Source organism: Streptomyces bicolor (assembly GCF_000719285.1).
Classification (GTDB): Bacteria; Actinomycetota; Actinomycetes; order Streptomycetales; family Streptomycetaceae; genus Streptomyces; species Streptomyces bicolor.
Map to the genome: position 1 here is coordinate 1 of NZ_JOFS01000037.1, position 16,081 is coordinate 16,081.

Here is a 16,081-nt window from a genome sequence, read left to right on the forward strand (position 1 = left end):
GCGTGGGGGCGCAGGAAGGGGCGGGTGGGGTCGAGGGGCGCTCCGGTGGGGGTGCCGCGCGCGGGCAGGAGCAGGGCCAGGTGCTCGTACACCTCCTGCGCGGAGGCCGGCCGGTGCTGTGGGTCCTTCGCGAGCAGGCGCAGGACCAGGGCCTCGAGCGCCTCGGGGACCTCGGGGCGGATTCGGCGCACGGGCAGCGGGGGCTCGTACAGATGCCGGTGCAGTACGCCCAGCGCCGTCGAGCCGGAGAAGGGGACGTCTCCGCTGAGGAGTTCGTGCAGGAGTACGCCGAGTGCGTACAGGTCGGTGTACGGGCCGACCGCGCCGCCCATCGCCTGCTCGGGGGCCATGTAGGCGGGCGAGCCGATGGGGGTGCCGGTGTGGGTGAGGCGGGTGGTGTCGGCGTCCATGACGGAGGCGACGCCGAGGTCGAGGACGGTGACCGTGCCGTCCTGCTTCACCATCACGTTGCGCGGCTTGAGGTCGCGGTGGACGATCGGCACGGCGTGCACGGCGCTCAGCACGGCGCACAGTTGCGCGGCGACCGCGACCGCCCACTGCCAGGGGTACGGGTCGTGCTCGGCGAGATGGTCGGAGAGGTCGGCGCCGTCGACGTACTGCATGACGAGGAACAGCTCCTCGCCCTCGCTGCCCGCGTCGTGCACGGTGACGAGGCCGGGATGGTCGACCTGTGCGGTGACCCGGCACTCACGCACGAAGCGCCGGCGCAGCTCGTCCGCCTCCTGGCCCGCCACCTTGTCGGGGCGCAGCAGCTTCACCGCCACGCGCCGGTCGAGCCGTTGGTCGTACGCCGTCCAGACCTGTCCCATGCCGCCCTGTCCTATGAGCGTGGACAGTTCATAGCGGCCTGCGACGACACGTCCTGTCGCCACGGTCACCTTCCGCCCTCGTGGTTGCCGTCCTGCCGGCCGTCGTGCTGGCGCAGATAGTCACTGAGCTCGTCGAGCTCGGCGCGCACCTGGTCGATGCGCGCGGGCGCGGGGCGCTGCGGGGCCGGGGGCGGCGGTACGGGGCTGTGGGGGGCGGCGTCGCGGGGCGGCGACGGTATCGGCGTGGGGGGTATCGGGGGCGACTGCGGCACCGTCGCGGCGCTGTACGGCGACTGGGCTTGCGGATAGCCGTAGGCCGGGGGCGTGGGCTGCTGCGCCGGGTAGCCGGAGAAGCGGAGCTGGTGGAAGTGGCGTATGTCCGCGGAGAGGTAGTACGAGATCGACAGCACCATGCCGCCCAGGACGAGGGCGAAGCCCGTCCAGCCGCCCACGGTGTGGATCTCGTCGCCCGGCTCGGAACCCATCAGGTAGAGGCCGAGGATCTCCACCACGATCGAGGCCGCGAACAGCGCCCAGTCGAGCGCCTTGCGGGTCACGATGGCCAGGCGGAGCATCATCGTCCACATCAGCAGGCCGAAGCTCAGCACCGAGATCACGACGAAGAACACGCGCAGGAAGACCAGCCACCCGGTCGGCGGCGGCTGCTTCACCGGCTGCGTGTAGCCGTGGCCGTGCATGGCTGCTCCTGATGCCTGAAGTTGACGTACGAGGTGGACCGCCCCTGCCCGGTGCGGCACAACCTCGGTCGTGCGATTGTCGCTTCGAGCGTATAGGTCGACACCGACATACGGTCACCGGTTGTACCGAACCGTTGTCGTGCTGATCACTTCGCACGACGGCGCAGGTCGGGCGGAGGCTCGGCTTCCGGGTCAGTCGGGTGCGACTGTCCCGTCCGTCAGGCCGTCGTACATGCCGCGTACCAGTTGTTCCCCGAGCCGGCCCGCGTGCCTGAGCGCCCGTTCGAACTCGTCGAGTGCGCGGAAGCGCGCGCCGTAGCGGCGTTGTTCGTCCAGCGGGAGCCGGGGCAGTTGGAGGCGGCGCACGTCGAGGCGGGTGGCGGTGGAGGCGTAGCTGCTGGCCTGGCGGTTGTTGGCGGTGCCGCGCAGGAAGCCGGCGAGGAACCAGGGGTCGAGCGCCGTGGGATCGGGGCGCAGCAGCACCAGGTTGCGCCCCAGGGCGGCGCCGCCGGTCGCCTCGTCGATCACGCGCGCGATGGAGCCGCCGCCCACGACCGGCACGACGACATCGCCGGGTTCGGTCAGCACGGCTTCCTCGTCGCTCTCGGGCAGCGTCCCGGAGGGGGCCGTTCCGGCGAGCACGTCATGATCGGTGAGAACGGGCACGCGCGCGTGGCCGCCGTTTCCGCCGGTCCGCATCGTCAGGGCGCCCCCGCGCGCGAGTTCGCCGAGGGTGGTGAGCGGCCAGCGGGCGGGCTGCGTGGCGTCGGCGGGCGACGGGGTGAGGTCGGCGGTCAGCCGCAGGGTCTCGCCGAGGCGCTCGCGCACGGCCGTGAGCTGCTCGGCGCCGTCGGCCGCCGTGGGGGGCGGGAGATGACGCGCCGGGGCGAGGTCCACGTCGTCGTCGAGGAGCTCGATGACGGGCAACGAGCGGGCCAGGCCCGGGCGTTCGTCGAGCGAGCCGATGGGGGTCCCCCCGCTCGAGCGAAGCCGAGAGTGGGGGAGGTCGTGGACGCGCCAGGCGTCGAGCACGGCACCCCGCACCGCCTCCCAGTCCGGCCCGCCACGCCCCGCACCGGCGAACTGCCCCACATCGACGAGCAGCACCTCCGACTGCCCCACCGCCCGGTCGGGCCGGCGCAGCACCCACAGGTGCAGTGGGATGTTGTACGGCGGTGCCGCGCCCACCGGCAGGGCGATCACGGCGCGCAGCGCACCGCGCCGCAGCAGGTCGGCGCGGATACGGCGGCCGGAGCGGCGGGAGGCGGCGGCGGGCGGCATGAGCAGGACGGCGGTGCCGCCGTCCTTGAGGCGCGCGAGGGCGTGCTGCACCCAGGCCAGCTCGGACTCGTTGCGGGCCGGGAAGCCGAACTCCCAGCGGGGGTCGTAGGCGAGTTCGTCGTGCCCCCAGTTGCGCTCGTTGAACGGTGGGTGGCACAGCACGGCGTCGGCCCGCAGCCCGGGGTGCGCGTCGGCCCGCAGGGTGTCACCGACGGCACCGCTCACCGCGGCCCGGGTCTGCAGGGCGAGCCGGAGCGCGGTGAGCGCGGCGAGTTCGGGGGCGCTGTCCTGGGCGTACACCTCCTGGTCGGGGCGGTCGGCGACGGCTCGCAGGAGGGCGCCGGTGCCACAGGCCGGGTCGAGGACGGTGCGGGCGGTGCCCGACAGATCGGCCAAGTCGACCATAAGGGCGGCGAGTTCGGCGGGGGTGAGCGTGTACTGGCGCGGGTTGGCGTCCAGGTGCCTGCCGAGCAGGAACTCGAACGTCTGACGGGCGCCCAGCTCGGCGGCCAGTTCGGCGGTGCCGCGGAGGAGGGGGGCGGAGGGGAGGAGGTCGGGGCTGGTGGGGACGCGGACGGCGGGGGTGGGGGTGGCCAGTGCGCCGGAACCGTTCACACCGGAATCAGCGTGAGCCTGCGACGCCGTGTTCACAGAGTCCGGAGTGTTCACACCGAACCTCGGCACAAGCACCTGCTCCAGCGCCCCGGGCAGCATCGCGGCGAGCCGCTCGTCGGAACCGGCGCAGATCTCCAGCCAAACGGTGGGCCGGTCATGGATGAGCAGGAGGACGCAGCCGGCGTGGAGCAGCGCGGTGACCGGGCCCTGGGGATGGCCGGCGAGCTGCTGCCAGACGCGTTCCCGCAGGGGGACCTCGGCGAGTTTGCCCTGCTTGCGCAGCCAGGCCTCGACCTCGGCGAGGGCGAAGGAAGGGCTGGTCTCGGTGCCCCCGACCGGCTTGGGGAAGTCGGCGTGACGGCGGCGCCAGTTGCTCACGGCAGCGCGTCCCACGCCGGCGAGCCGGGCGATCCCGGCGGCGGTCACCTCTGTCGCGTTGTCCTGCTGCACCCGCCCGCTCCCCTCGTCGTCCCCGCGTTCGCGTGTGGCGCCGAGCATACCGACGTACGCAAGATCGACCCATTCACGGTCGTGTACACACTCCTTCTCGTCAATCGTGTTGACTCGGTTCACACGCTCTGCTCTTATTGACCAAGCGAACGAGCGACCGCCGATCGGCGGCAGTCGCCGCGCCTGGGGAGGGACACAGTCATGGGCATGAAGGGCAAGATCGCGCTGGGCGCCGTCGTGGGGATCGTGGTCATCGGCACCGCGTCGGCGAACGCCGGGAGCGGCGGCACCGGCGACTCCGGCAGCGGCGACAAGGGCTCTTCGGCGTCCACGGAGCGCAGGGGCGGCGGCGAGCGGGAAGGCAAGGACGCGGCCGAAGTCGCCGAGAAGAAGGCCGCGTTCGCGGGGGACGGCGACTTCCAGGTCGGTACGGACGTCAAGCCCGGCACCTACCGCACCACGGGCAACACCGACGGCATGTGCTACTGGGAGCGCGCCAAGGACTCCTCGGGCGAGATGGACTCGCTGCTGGCCAACGACAACGTGACCGGCACGAGCTACGTCACCGTCAAGGCCGGCGACAAGCTCTTCACGTCGAGCGGCTGCAATGACTGGGAGGCAGTCGACGAGAAGGCGAAGGGCTCCCCCGCCTCGACGATGGCCGGCGAGGGCGGCATGTTCAGAGTCGGCGTCGACATCGCCCCGGGCACCTACAAGTCCGCCGGCAACACCGACGACTCCTGCTACTGGGAGCGCTCCAAGGACGCCGAGCACGGCATCGACTCGATCATCGCGAACAACAACGTGACCGGTACGGCCGTCGTCACGATCAGCGCGTCGGACGCGTACTTCAAGACGACCGGCTGCCAGGACTGGAAGAAGTCCGGCTGACCCGGTCGGTTCCTACGGCACGACCGGGGGCCGCAGCGGCGTACGGCGAATCCTCACGACTCGGGCGCCGGGCACCTCGACGGCGCCACCGCGGACGGGACTCACAGCGGGTGCCGCATCCACACGTTGGGCTCGACATACACCGCGTAGTCCCGCTCCGGCTCGCACCGCACCGGCACCAGAGCGCCGGGAACCTCGATGTCGCCCGCGGCGTCGAACGGCAGGCCGGTCCAGCTGCGCCACTGCTCCAGGGAGCCGGCGACGGTCATGGAGGCCGGGGCTATGGAGTCGATGGTGGCGCCCGCGCGCGCGTGGACGCGCAGCCAGGGGTCGTGGGGCAGGCCGTCGGGGCGTACGCGGTGGGCGTACTCCTCGATGGGGGTGCGCGGTTCGAGGTGTTTGGCGTTGGGCCGGACCGGGGCGACGACCTCGCTGAAGCCGTGGGCCCTTGCGTTGTCGCGCATCGCGGAGAGCATCCGGGCGGACAGGCCGCCGCTCTGGGCGTGCGGGGCGATGACGACGGAGATGGCACTGACCGTGTCAGGGCGGATGCCGCGACGCAGGTCGGCGAAGGCCCACGTCAGCACCTCGTCCCAACCGCGGACGGGCAGCCGGCCACGGCCCTCGGCGGCGAGGGCGAACGGCACGCTGTGGGCATGGGCGACGACCTCGCCGTTCTCGTCCTCGGCGAACTGCACGTACTCCGGGAGTTCGCGGGCGATCCGGCTGTAGTGGGCGTTGCCCACGAGGTCTTGGATCACGAACTCCGGCCAGGTGTCCGCCATGTCGACGACCCGCTCCAGCATCTCGGGGCGTTCGGCGAGGGTCGATATCTTCAACTCCATGGCCGTCACCGTAGGCATGGGGCGGCTGCGCCGGAAAGCCGTTTTCGACGCGCCTCCTTGGTCGGGCCGTCGACCCGTACGAGGTCGAGGAGGTCGTCGGCGAGGTCCCGGCGCTTGCCCTCGGGCCGGCGGGATGCGCCCAGCTCCCAGTCGTACTCAGTCGGTGTCCGTCGCGGCCAGCACCGCCAGCCGTCGGCGTTCCGGAGACACCGCGGCCAGGCCGATGTCCCAGGCCACCTGCTGGAACCACTTCGTGTCGGCGCCGAAGGCGTACCACGTGCACGCTCGGGCACGTGCCTCGACCGCCTCCGCGGAGTCGTCCTCCGCGCCCCCGCAGAGGTGGGCCAGGGACTGCCACGCGGCCAGCCGGCCGTAGGCTCCGCAGGCGCCGGAGTTGTAGGCCCCTCCCGTGGACGCGGCGGCGAAAAGCACTCGCCACGCCTGGTCATGCGGACAGACCGCGATCGAGAACCCGGTCTTCTTCCCCGCGCCTTTCAAGCACTCCAGCCCCAGCGCCGGCAACAGGCTCGGTACCGAACCCTCCTCCAGAGGCTCTGCCAGTTCGAAGACTCGTGCCTCGATCCGGCCGTTCGACTCCTCGGCCCAGTTCGCCACAGCCGCACCGATCCCCGCGGCCGTAGTTTCGGTCGTCGTCTCCTCGACCGGTGGAACGTGCCCTCCGGTGACGACTCCCACGCCGTGGCCCGCCGACGGTCCGTACGGCATCGAGAAGCTGCTGCCGTGGACGCTGTAGCTCGGCAGTGCCGGCTGCCCTTCCACGTCGGACAGCGCCAACGGCAGCCATCCCAGAGGATGGTGCCTCCAGTGCGGCGATGTCGCCCACTGTGCGATCCCCGGTATCTCCGTCACGCCGACGCCCCTGAGCACCAGTTCGTGAACGAGGCAGGCACGCAGCTCCTCCGAGGCTTTCCCGCTGAACGCCACGGCCAGTTCCTCCGCCGGGTGGCTCGATGCCAGCAAGGAGGCTGCGTAACGGTCCAGCTTCCGGTCGCCGACCTCCGCCGAGGAGACCAGACGCAGCGCCTGGGCGACGATCCCGGAACCGGGGGTGGTGGTCAGCAGGCGGAGCAGGTGATCAAAGACGCTTCGGTACTGCCAGACCCGCCTGCTGTCCGAGCCGTACGCCCGGGCGAGCGCGATCCCGAGGTCCGCGGCAAAGGCGGCGTCCCCGCTTGCGAGGCGGCTGTCGAGCACGTTCCACACGTCGGTGACGCTCTTCAGCTCTGGCAGGTTCCTCACGATTTCCTGTATGCGATCAGCCACGCCATGGAGCGTACGTGTCCGGCAGCTCGAAACCGAGCGCGTTTCCCCAGTTCACCGGGCCACTGTCAGCCGCCGCACTGCTTCAGCATCATCGCCTTGTCCGGTGCCGTCACCGCAAGGCCGTACTTGAGGGCGACCTGCGCGAAGCGGACGGCGTAGGCGCACCTGATCTGTTTGTCGGGCGGCAGCCAGGACGCGGGTCCGGAATCGCCCTTGGCCGAGTTGGCTCGCCCCTCGACCGGCATGAGATTCAGTACGTCGTTGGCGAGTTGCTCGCGCTTGCTCTCCGGCCAGCGCGAGGAGCCCATCTGCCAGCTGTAGGACAACGGCACCACGTGATCTATCTGCACCTCGGCGGCCTGCTGCTTGCGCCACTTGATGGTCGTCCCGGTGTACGGGTCGTCCAGCGTCATGGCGATGACCACGCAGTCGGAGCCGGTCCGGTAACGAAGGTTCTGACCGTCACGACGAATCAGATCGTTTCGGGTGTCACACCCGTTCCTCGCCAGCGGCACCCCGTCGGCCGTGTCCATCCAGGCGTAGCCGAACTCGTCCCGCTCGTAGCCCGTCCTGGGGCCGCGGCCCTTCGTCGCCACCTTCTCGATGAGCACCCGTGCCTCGGCCCGATCGGCGTCCGACGTGAGGGGCGCGAGCCCCGGTTTCGTGCCGTCCGGGTTGTCGAGCGGGCTGGTGCCGCGGCCGGAGCCCGTGGCGGGGACGGAACCGGAAGGCTCGCTGTCCACGGGTAGGTCGACGTTCTCGCATCCCGTCAGCACCAGCACCATGCCGAGCATCACCGCGGCGCTCGCCGCCCCGCCCCTCAGACGCATCACGATGCGCCCCTCCCCTTGCCGCCGGTTCCGCCTCGCACAGGCGGTTTTCCCTGGTACTCCGTCGCGAACACGGTAGCGACCCGGCGCACGGCGGCATTCAAGAGGTCCAGACCAGAACGGTCTCAGTCGCGCATACTTCGCAACCCGGGCGTATCGTCGGTGGTGAATCACCTCTGGAAGGAGCTCTGCATGGGCATCTTCGACAGGTTCAAGAACCGCCAGGCGCAGGACAAGACCAGGGACGTGTCCGACGCCGCAGAACGCAAGGTCAACGAGAAGACGGGCAACAAGTACGAGCGCCAGGTCGATGACGCGCAGCAGCGGATGGAGCGCGAACTCGGCATGGACCGCGACCGGCCCGAGCAGCCGTAAGGCCGCAGACCACGGAGGACCAGGAGCCCCGCCGGGCACGGCGCCGGCGCGGGGGCGGTCCGCGAGGGCGCGCCCCCGACGCCTCTGCCGGCGCCCGCGGCACGGCCGGGCTTTCGCTTGAACCACCTTGAGAACAGGGGCCGTCCGCGGAGACTCAGCTCCCGCGGGCGGCTTCGCGCTGCCACCACCGGCCCACCATCGACCTTCGACCACCGCCGACTGCCGACCGCCCACCATCGACCTCCGACCCCTGCCGACCGCCAACGGCCTCACGAGTACAGGCAACCGGCATCCCACCCCGCGCCGGGTTCACCGAGGAGCGCTCAGACCTTTCCGATCCCCAACGTCGTCTCCGACGGCAGCAGACCGGAGGACAGCACCGCCACCCAGAACTCGCCGAGCAGTTCGACGAGGCGGTCGACCTCTTCGAGGGTCAGGGCCTGCCAGGGTGCGGCGGCGAGACGGTCGGTGTGCTCCTCGACGGTGCGGCGCAGTTCACGGCCCGCATCCGTGGCCGTGCCGGCGGCGTCCACCAAGCCTCGGGCAGTCAGGCGGGAGTGGGCGGCCGCCCACTCCTCGGGGCTCCAGCCTCGGCTCTCGAAGCGTTCCACGGATGCGGCGCCTATCGCCGCGAAGGACACGAGCGACTCGACGGGGTCGAGGCCGGCCACCAGCAGGGCCGCTATGTGACCGTCGCCGCGGTGTTCACGCAGAAGTGTCGCCGCGTGCCAGAGCTGCAGGTGTGGCGCCTCCGGCCAGTCCAGGGCGGCGTTGGCCGCGGCGAGCGGGCGGCCCTCGGAGCCGGCCGCCTCGGCGGCGCGGCGGGCGAGGGCCGCGGCTTCCGCCAGTTCGGGGCTGTCCGTCCGGTCGCCGAATATCGCGCGGTAGGCCCGGTCGATCCCCCTCACCCTCGCCGACAACAGGGCCTCGGGGCCGGCGATCTTCCACGCGGGGTCGATGTACTCGGCGACCATGCGGGGGCTGAAGCTGTAGAAGGCGGACGCGACCCGTTCCGCGCCGACCGCCCCCAACGGCGCGGCCCGGTACGGGAAGTAACTCGGCCAGCGCTCCGCGGTGGCGTAACCGAGCGCGGACGCCTCCTCGAAGACCTCCGGTGCGTAGTACAGCACCGCGTGCAAGGGCTCCAGCAGGTGCCAGAGCTGACGTACCCGACCCGATTCCAGACCGCCTTCGTGCTTCACCACGACCCGACTCCCCCAGTCCGACGGCGCGGATCGCCGAGACCCGCAACTTGACACTGACAAGATTGCCCGACGCAACCCGAACTTGTCAATGCCTAGATTCCGCGTACGCTGCTGACCATGCCCCCCGAGAAGCCGTCCACCCGCCGCCCCTACCACCACGGCGACCTGCGCCGCGCCATCCTCACAGCGGCGCTGGACGTCATCGCCGCCGACGGCCCGTCCGCGCTGAGCCTGCGCGACCTCGCCCGTCGCGCCGGTGTCTCGCACGCGGCGCCGGCACATCACTTCAAGGACCGCACCGGACTGCTGACGGCGATCGCCGCCGAGGGGTTCGGGCTGCTCGCGGGCACGCTCAACGAGGCCGGGGATCTGAAGGACGCGGGCGTGCGCTACGTCCGCTTCGCGCGCGAGCACCCCGCCCACTTCCAGGTGATGTTCACCCCCGAACTGCTGCGCGCCGACGACCTCGAACTGACCACGGCCCGCACCCTCGCCGGCGAGGCACTGCGCGGCGCCGTCTCCGCCGTACGGCCCGAGAGCCTCGGCATCGACACCCGCCTGGCCGGCGTCGCGGCCTGGTCCCTGGCCCACGGCTTCGCGACGCTGCTCCTCAGCCACAACCTCGACGGACCGGTCGGTGACAAGGATCCCGAAGAAGTGTTCCGGACGCTGGCGGCGATGCTGTTCCGGAGGGAGTCCCGGGAAAACACTTGACCTCAAGGCCACTTGAGGTACCACAGTGATCCACATGACAACGGAGACCACTGACAAGGCCATCGAACAGGCGGACCTCAAGGCCATCGAGCAGGTCGTCGCCACCGTCGAACGCACCCAGCGCGCCAAGGACCCCGACGGCTTCCTCGCCCTCTTCCATCCCGACGCGCTCTGGACCACCGCCCACGGCAAGGTCCTCATCGGCCTCGACGCCATCGCCGAGTTCACCCGCGCCGTGCTGCCCACTGCGACCTGGGACGGCGAGGTCACCTACGAGGTGGCACACACGCAGTTCCTGCGGCCCGACGTGGCGGCCGTCAAGGTCCGGCAGGTCTACCACTCGCCCAAGGGCGACACGGAGGGCGCCCCGCTGTACGTCATGACCAGGCAGGACGACGGCCGGTGGCTGCTGCACGCCTGCCAGAACACCGAGGTGCGGGTCGCGGCCGACTAGGGCCTGGCGACCGCGTACCGCACCCCGGCCCGGATCACGAACCCAGGATCGACGCCAGGAACTCCCCGACCCACCCGAGCAACTCCCGCCCGACGAGCGGCTTCCCGCCCACCTTCGCGGTCTTCGGGCGCGGCACCAGCACCTGGTGCACCGCCGGCTTGATGACGGTGCCCGGGTACAGCCGCTTGAGCCGCAGTTCCTGGGATTCCCTCAACTCCACCGGCGCGAAGCGGATGTTGGTGCCCTGCAGGACGATCTCGCCGACGCCACACGCGCGTGCCAGCATGCGCAGGCCCGCCACCAGGAGGAGGTTCTCGACCGGCTCGGGCAACTTGCCGTAGCGGTCGGTGAGTTCCTCTCGTACGGCCTTGATGTCCTCCTCGGTGTTGGCGGAGGCGATGGAGCGGTAGGCCTGGAGGCGGAGGCGCTCGCCGGGCGCGTAGTCGTGCGGGACGTGCGCGTCGACCGGGAGCTCGATCTTGACCTCCAGCGGCGGCTCTTCCTCCACGCCGCCCTCCAGTGAGGCGCGGTAGTCCGCGACCGCCTCGCCGACCATACGGACGTACAGGTCGAAGCCGACGCCCGCGATGTGCCCGGACTGCTCGCCGCCCAGCAGGTTGCCCGCGCCGCGGATCTCCAGGTCCTTCATGGCGACGTACATGCCCGCGCCCATCTCCGTGTGCTGGGCGATGGTGGCCAGGCGCTCGTGCGCCGTCTCCGTCAGGGGCTTCTCCGGCGGGTAGAGGAAGTAGGCGTAGCCGCGCTCCCTGCCTCGACCCACCCGACCGCGCAGCTGGTGCAGCTGGGACAGGCCGAAGTTGTCGCCGCGCTCCACGATCAGGGTGTTGGCGTTGGAGATGTCGATGCCGGACTCGACGATCGTGGTCGAGACGAGGACGTCGAACTTCTTCTCCCAGAAGTCGACGACGACCTGCTCCAGCGCCCCCTCCGACATCTGCCCGTGCGCCGTGGCGATGCGCGCCTCGGGGACGATCTCGCGCAGGCGCGCGGCCGCCCGGTCGATCGACTCGACCCGGTTGTGGATGTAGAAGACCTGGCCCTCGCGCAGCAGTTCACGGCGGATCGCGGCGCCGATCTGCTTCTCCTCGTACGGGCCGACGAAGGTCAGGACCGGGTGGCGCTCCTCGGGCGGGGTCGTGATCGTCGACATCTCGCGGATGCCCGTGACCGCCATCTCCAGGGTCCTGGGGATGGGGGTGGCGGACATCGTCAGTACGTCGACGTTCGCGCGCAGCTTCTTCAGCTGCTCCTTGTGCTCGACGCCGAAGCGCTGCTCCTCGTCGACGATGACCAGGCCCAGATCCTTGAACTTGGTCTCCGAGGAGAACAGCCGGTGCGTGCCGATGACGATGTCGACCGAGCCTTCGCGAAGGCCCTCCAGGACGGCCTTCGCCTCGGTGTCGGTCTGGAAGCGGGACAGGGCCCGGGTGTTCACCGGGAACTGCGAGTAGCGCTCGGAGAACGTCCCGAAGTGCTGCTGCACCAGCAGGGTCGTGGGGACCAGTACGGCCACCTGCTTGCCGTCCTGGACCGCCTTGAAGGCGGCGCGGACCGCGATCTCCGTCTTGCCGTAGCCGACGTCGCCGCAGATCAGGCGGTCCATCGGGACCGACTTCTCCATGTCCTCCTTGACCTCGGCGATGGTCGTCAGCTGGTCGGGCGTCTCGGCGTACGGGAAGGCGTCCTCCAGCTCGCGCTGCCAGGGGGTGTCCGCGCCGAAGGCGTGGCCGGGCGCCGCCATGCGCGCGCTGTACAGCTTGATCAGGTCGGCCGCGATCTCCTTGACGGCCTTCTTGGCCCGCGCCTTGGTCTTCGTCCAGTCGGCGCCGCCCAGGCGGTGCAGCGTGGGCGCCTCGCCACCGACGTACTTGGTGATCTGCTCCAGCTGGTCGGTGGGGATGTAGAGCCGGTCGCCGGGCTGGCCGCGCTTGGCGGGGGCGTACTCCACGACCAGGTACTCGCGCGTGGCGCCCTGCACCGTGCGCTGCACCATCTCGATGTAGCGGCCGACGCCGTGCTGCTCGTGGACGATGTAGTCGCCCGCCTCCAGGGTGAGCGGGTCGATGGTCTTGCGGCGGCGGGCCGGCATCCGGGCGCCGTCCTTGCCGGCGGCCTTCTGGCCGGTCAGGTCGGTCTCCGTCAGCACGGCGAGCTTGAGCACCGGGTCGACGAAGCCGTACTCGATCGAGCCGCAGGCGACATGCACGACCGACGGGGAGATCTCCCCCAGGTCCGCCTCCAGGCGCGCCGCGACGCCCTCGCCGCCGAGCACCTCGACCGTGCGGGCCGCCGGGCCGTGGGCCTCGGTCACGAAGACCGTGCGCCAGCCGTCGGCGAGCCAGCCCTTGGTGTCGGCGAGCGCCTTCGCGGTGTCGCCCCGGTAGGACTCGGGGGCGTGCATGCCGAGCTTGAGGGTGTCGGCGTCGAGGGTCTCGTCGGCCGCGAAGGGCGACACCGACCACCACATCATGTCCAGCTCGCGCGCGCGGTCACGGACGTCCGCGATGGACCACAGGGAGGCCGCACCGACGTCGATGGGCGCCTCGCCGCCGCCGGCCGTGGCGGCCCAGGACGCCTGCAGGAACTCCTGACTCGTCGCTACGAGATCGGCGGCACGCGTGCGTACCCGTTCCGGATCGCATACGACGGCCATGGCGCCCTTGGGCAGGACGTCGAGCAGCAGCTCCATGTCGTCGACGAGGACGGGCGCGAGGGACTCCATGCCCTCGACCGCGATGCCCTCGGCGATCTTGCCGAGCAGTTCGCCGAGTTCCGGGTGCTGTTCGGCGAGCGCACGCGCGCGCGTGCGTACGTCGTCGGTGAGGAGGAGCTCGCGGCAGGGCGGGGCCCACAGGCCGTGCTCGGCGACTTCGAGGGAGCGCTGGTCGGCGACCTTGAAGTAGCGGATCTCCTCGACGTCGTCACCCCAGAACTCGATGCGCAGGGGGTGCTCCTCGGTGGGCGGGAAGACGTCGAGGATGCCGCCTCGTACGGCGAACTCGCCGCGCTTCTCGACGAGCTCCACGCGCGCGTACGCGGCCGCCGCGAGGGCGTCGACGACCGCGTTGAGGTCGGCGGTCTGTCCGGTGCGCAGGGCCACGGGCTCCAGGTCACCGAGGCCCTTGACCTGGGGCTGGAGGACGGACCGGACGGGCGCGACGACGACCGAGACCGGGCCCGTCTCGGGGTCGTCCGCGCTGGGGTGGGCGAGGCGGCGCAGTACGGCCAGGCGGCGGCCCACGGTGTCGCTGCGGGGGCTGAGGCGCTCGTGCGGGAGGGTCTCCCACGACGGGTACTCCACGACGCCCTCCGGGGGGAGGAGGGAGCGCAGGGCCGCCGCCAGGTCCTCGGCCTCCCGGCCCGTCGCCGTCACCGCGAGGACCGGGCGGTCGGTGTCGCGGGCGAGGGCGGCGATCGTGAACGGACGGGCCGCCGGGGGGCCGACCAGGTCGACGTGCATGCGGTTGCCGTCTGCGGCCGCCGTGATCGCTTCCGCGAGGGCGGTGTCCTTGACTACGGCGTCGAGCAGACCGTGCAGGCTCATTCGGGGGCGCTTTCCGTCCAGGGTGGGCAACACGAAGGGCCCGACGCGTGGTACGGGCCGGGGGTTCCAGCGTACGTCGCTGCGCGGGCGGGTGCGGGGGCTGTGGATAACGTGCGTTCTCTGGTGCTCGGCGTTGTGGTTGCCGTGGGCGGGTTTTCGCCCCCGCCGCCCCTACCCGTCCCGTCCTCCAGGGGCTCTGCCCCTGCGACCCCGGCCCCTCCTGGGGACTGCCGCCCCCAGACCCCCGCTTCGGCCCCTAAAGGGCCTCGTCCTCAAACTCCACCAGAGGGGGCACCCCCAGGCGGGCTGAAAGAAATGGGCCGAGCTTGTTCTTGAACTCCGGACGGGCTGAATGACGCGCACCGGGCGTTGGAAGGTGACGCGGTCACCCCTGCGAGTGAAGGCCACGCATGTACACCGCGTAAGGTCCCCTCATGCCCTCCCCCGCTCCCTCCACGACGTCGAACACGTCATCCGAACCCCACATACCGGCGCAGAACACGCCCCGGCCCACGGGGACCGAGCAGTCCGGCAGCGGGCGGCGTGATCCATGGCTGGTCGCTGCGGTGCTCTTCGTCGGGTACGCGGTCATCTCCGTCGGGCGTTACCGGCATCTGGGGCAGCGGTCCTGGGATCTCGGCATATTCGAGCAGGTCATCCGCTCCTACGCGCATCTGCAAGCCCCCGTGGCCGACCTCAAGGCGCCGGGCTTCAACATCCTGGGCGATCACTTCAGCCCGGTGACGGCACTCCTCGCGCCTCTCTACCGGGCCTTTCCCTCGCCGGTCACGCTGCTCGTCGCCCAGGCCGCGCTCTTCGCCCTGTCCGCCGTTCCGGTGACCCGGGCGGCGGCCCGGCTGCTCGGGCGGTCGCGTGGGCTCGCGATCGGCGTCGCGTACGGGCTGTCGTGGGGGCTGCAGCAGGCCGTCGACTTCGACTTCCACGAGATCTGTTTCGCCGTACCGCTCATCGCCTTCAGCCTGGAGGCGCTGCTCGCCCGGCACTGGCGTGCCGCCCTGCTGTGGGCGCTGCCCCTCGTCCTCGTGAAGGAGGACCTGGGGATCACACTCACCGCGATCGCCCTGGTCGTCGCCCTGAGGGCCCGGCAGGCCGGCTCGCAGCGCGCCGCCCGGTACGCGATCGGCGTCGCCGTCCTCGGCGTGGTGGCCGTCGCCGTCACGCTCCTGGTCGTCATACCGAGCTTCAACAGCGCCGGCACCTACGACTACTGGAACAAGGTCGACGACTCGGGCGGCGGCGGCCCCTTCGACGGCCTCGACACCAAACTCCGCACGCTCGGCTGGCTGCTCATCCCCACCACCGGGCTGCTCGCCCTCCGGTCCCCGATCCTGCTCGTCGCCCTGCCCACCCTCGGGTGGCGGTTCGTGTCCTCCTACTCGGAGTACTGGGGGACCGACTGGCACTACAGCGCCGTGCTCATGCCCGTCGTCGCCCTCGCCCTCGTCGACGCCCTCGACAGCGCCCGGCGGAGTCCGCGCGCGTGGCTGCGGTCGTACGTCCATCACCTGCCCGCCGCCGTCGCCGCCGCGTCCCTCGCGCTGACCACCTCGCTGCCGCTGTCCGCCCTGACCGAGGGCGAGATCTATCGCAAGCCCACGCGCGTGAGCGCCATCGAGCGGTTGCTGGCCGCAGTGCCGGACGGCGCGTCCGTCGAGGCGAACATCGCTCCGATCAGCCGGCTCACCTCGCGCTGCCGCGTCTTCTGGATCACCAACACGCGCGGCATCAACCCCGACTTCATCGCCCTCGACAACTCCCGCAAGCGCTACCGCGACGTCGAGGACTACGCCAAGGCCCTTCACCCCGACGTCCGGTACAGCGTCGTAGGCACGGCCTACGGCGTCGTACTCCTCAAGCGGCAGACCGGGCAGGGCCAGTAGCCATTAGCCGGTAGCCACTCGCCTCTCGACTCTCGCCTCTCGACTCTCGCCTCTCGACTCTCGCCTCTCGACTCTCGCCTCTCGACTCTCGACTCTCGCCTCAAGCCAGTCATGGCTACGGGCCCGGTCCGGAAGGTGATCCC

At 71.0% G+C, this 16,081-nt stretch carries 12 protein-coding genes and 1 pseudogene; 5 read left to right on the top strand and 8 right to left on the bottom strand.

Annotated features, from left to right (window positions below; translation table 11 throughout):
- From pkaE to IF78_RS0135800, 3 genes and pseudogenes are all read right to left on the bottom strand, one after another.
- Positions 1-830 (bottom strand): annotated as a pseudogene (gene pkaE, locus IF78_RS0135790) (serine/threonine protein kinase PkaE); the annotation flags it as partial.
- Positions 831-895: 65 nt separating this feature from the next.
- Positions 896-1,528 (bottom strand): hypothetical protein, encoded by a 633-nt coding sequence (locus tag IF78_RS0135795; protein WP_031481397.1) that lies wholly within the window; start codon positions 1,526-1,528, stop codon positions 896-898.
- Between the two features lie 192 nt (positions 1,529-1,720).
- Positions 1,721-3,922, bottom strand: a complete 2,202-nt coding sequence (locus IF78_RS0135800) for an N-6 DNA methylase (protein ID WP_051828447.1) — start codon at positions 3,920-3,922, stop codon at positions 1,721-1,723.
- A gap of 153 nt (positions 3,923-4,075) precedes the next feature.
- On the opposite strand from IF78_RS0135800, the gene IF78_RS0135805 reads away from it, so the two are divergent.
- A complete protein-coding gene (locus tag IF78_RS0135805; protein ID WP_031481401.1) occupies positions 4,076-4,765 on the top strand; it encodes an Rv1352/Rv1906c domain-containing protein in 690 nt (229 codons plus the stop codon).
- Positions 4,766-4,866: 101 nt separating this feature from the next.
- Here the strand turns inward: IF78_RS0135805 and IF78_RS0135810 are convergent, their stop codons facing one another.
- The 3 genes from IF78_RS0135810 to IF78_RS0135820 all read right to left on the bottom strand — a co-directional run bounded on the left by IF78_RS0135810 (position 4,867) and on the right by IF78_RS0135820 (position 7,724).
- Positions 4,867-5,610 (bottom strand): hypothetical protein, encoded by a 744-nt coding sequence (locus IF78_RS0135810; RefSeq protein ID WP_031481403.1) that lies wholly within the window; start codon positions 5,608-5,610, stop codon positions 4,867-4,869.
- Positions 5,611-5,766: 156 nt separating this feature from the next.
- Positions 5,767-6,894, bottom strand: a complete 1,128-nt coding sequence (locus IF78_RS0135815) for a DUF6183 family protein (RefSeq protein WP_031481405.1) — start codon at positions 6,892-6,894, stop codon at positions 5,767-5,769.
- Positions 6,895-6,959: 65 nt separating this feature from the next.
- Positions 6,960-7,724: an HNH endonuclease family protein gene (locus tag IF78_RS0135820; protein WP_031481407.1), complete on the bottom strand. Its 765-nt coding sequence runs from the start codon at positions 7,722-7,724 to the stop codon at positions 6,960-6,962.
- Between the two features lie 192 nt (positions 7,725-7,916).
- On the opposite strand from IF78_RS0135820, the gene IF78_RS0135825 reads away from it, so the two are divergent.
- The gene (locus tag IF78_RS0135825; protein WP_031481411.1) at positions 7,917-8,099 is read left to right on the top strand and encodes an antitoxin; all 183 of its coding nucleotides are present in this window, start codon (positions 7,917-7,919) and stop codon (positions 8,097-8,099) included.
- Between the two features lie 323 nt (positions 8,100-8,422).
- Here IF78_RS0135825 and IF78_RS0135830 read toward each other — a convergent pair whose 3' ends face one another.
- Entirely contained in the window at positions 8,423-9,304 is an 882-nt protein-coding gene (locus IF78_RS0135830) for an SCO6745 family protein (protein ID WP_031481413.1), read from the bottom strand.
- Positions 9,305-9,421: 117 nt separating this feature from the next.
- Between IF78_RS0135830 and IF78_RS0135835 the strand changes: the two genes are divergently transcribed.
- A complete protein-coding gene (locus tag IF78_RS0135835; RefSeq protein ID WP_031481415.1) occupies positions 9,422-10,018 on the top strand; it encodes a TetR/AcrR family transcriptional regulator in 597 nt (198 codons plus the stop codon).
- Positions 10,019-10,052: 34 nt separating this feature from the next.
- Entirely contained in the window at positions 10,053-10,472 is a 420-nt protein-coding gene (locus IF78_RS0135840; RefSeq protein ID WP_107050086.1) for an SgcJ/EcaC family oxidoreductase, read from the top strand.
- Positions 10,473-10,506: 34 nt separating this feature from the next.
- Here IF78_RS0135840 and mfd read toward each other — a convergent pair whose 3' ends face one another.
- Positions 10,507-14,037: a transcription-repair coupling factor gene (mfd, locus tag IF78_RS0135845; protein WP_031481419.1), complete on the bottom strand. Its 3,531-nt coding sequence runs from the start codon at positions 14,035-14,037 to the stop codon at positions 10,507-10,509.
- A gap of 434 nt (positions 14,038-14,471) precedes the next feature.
- On the opposite strand from mfd, the gene IF78_RS0135850 reads away from it, so the two are divergent.
- Positions 14,472-15,938 (top strand): DUF2079 domain-containing protein, encoded by a 1,467-nt coding sequence (locus IF78_RS0135850; RefSeq protein WP_031481420.1) that lies wholly within the window; start codon positions 14,472-14,474, stop codon positions 15,936-15,938.
- Positions 15,939-16,081: the final 143 nt, after the last annotated feature.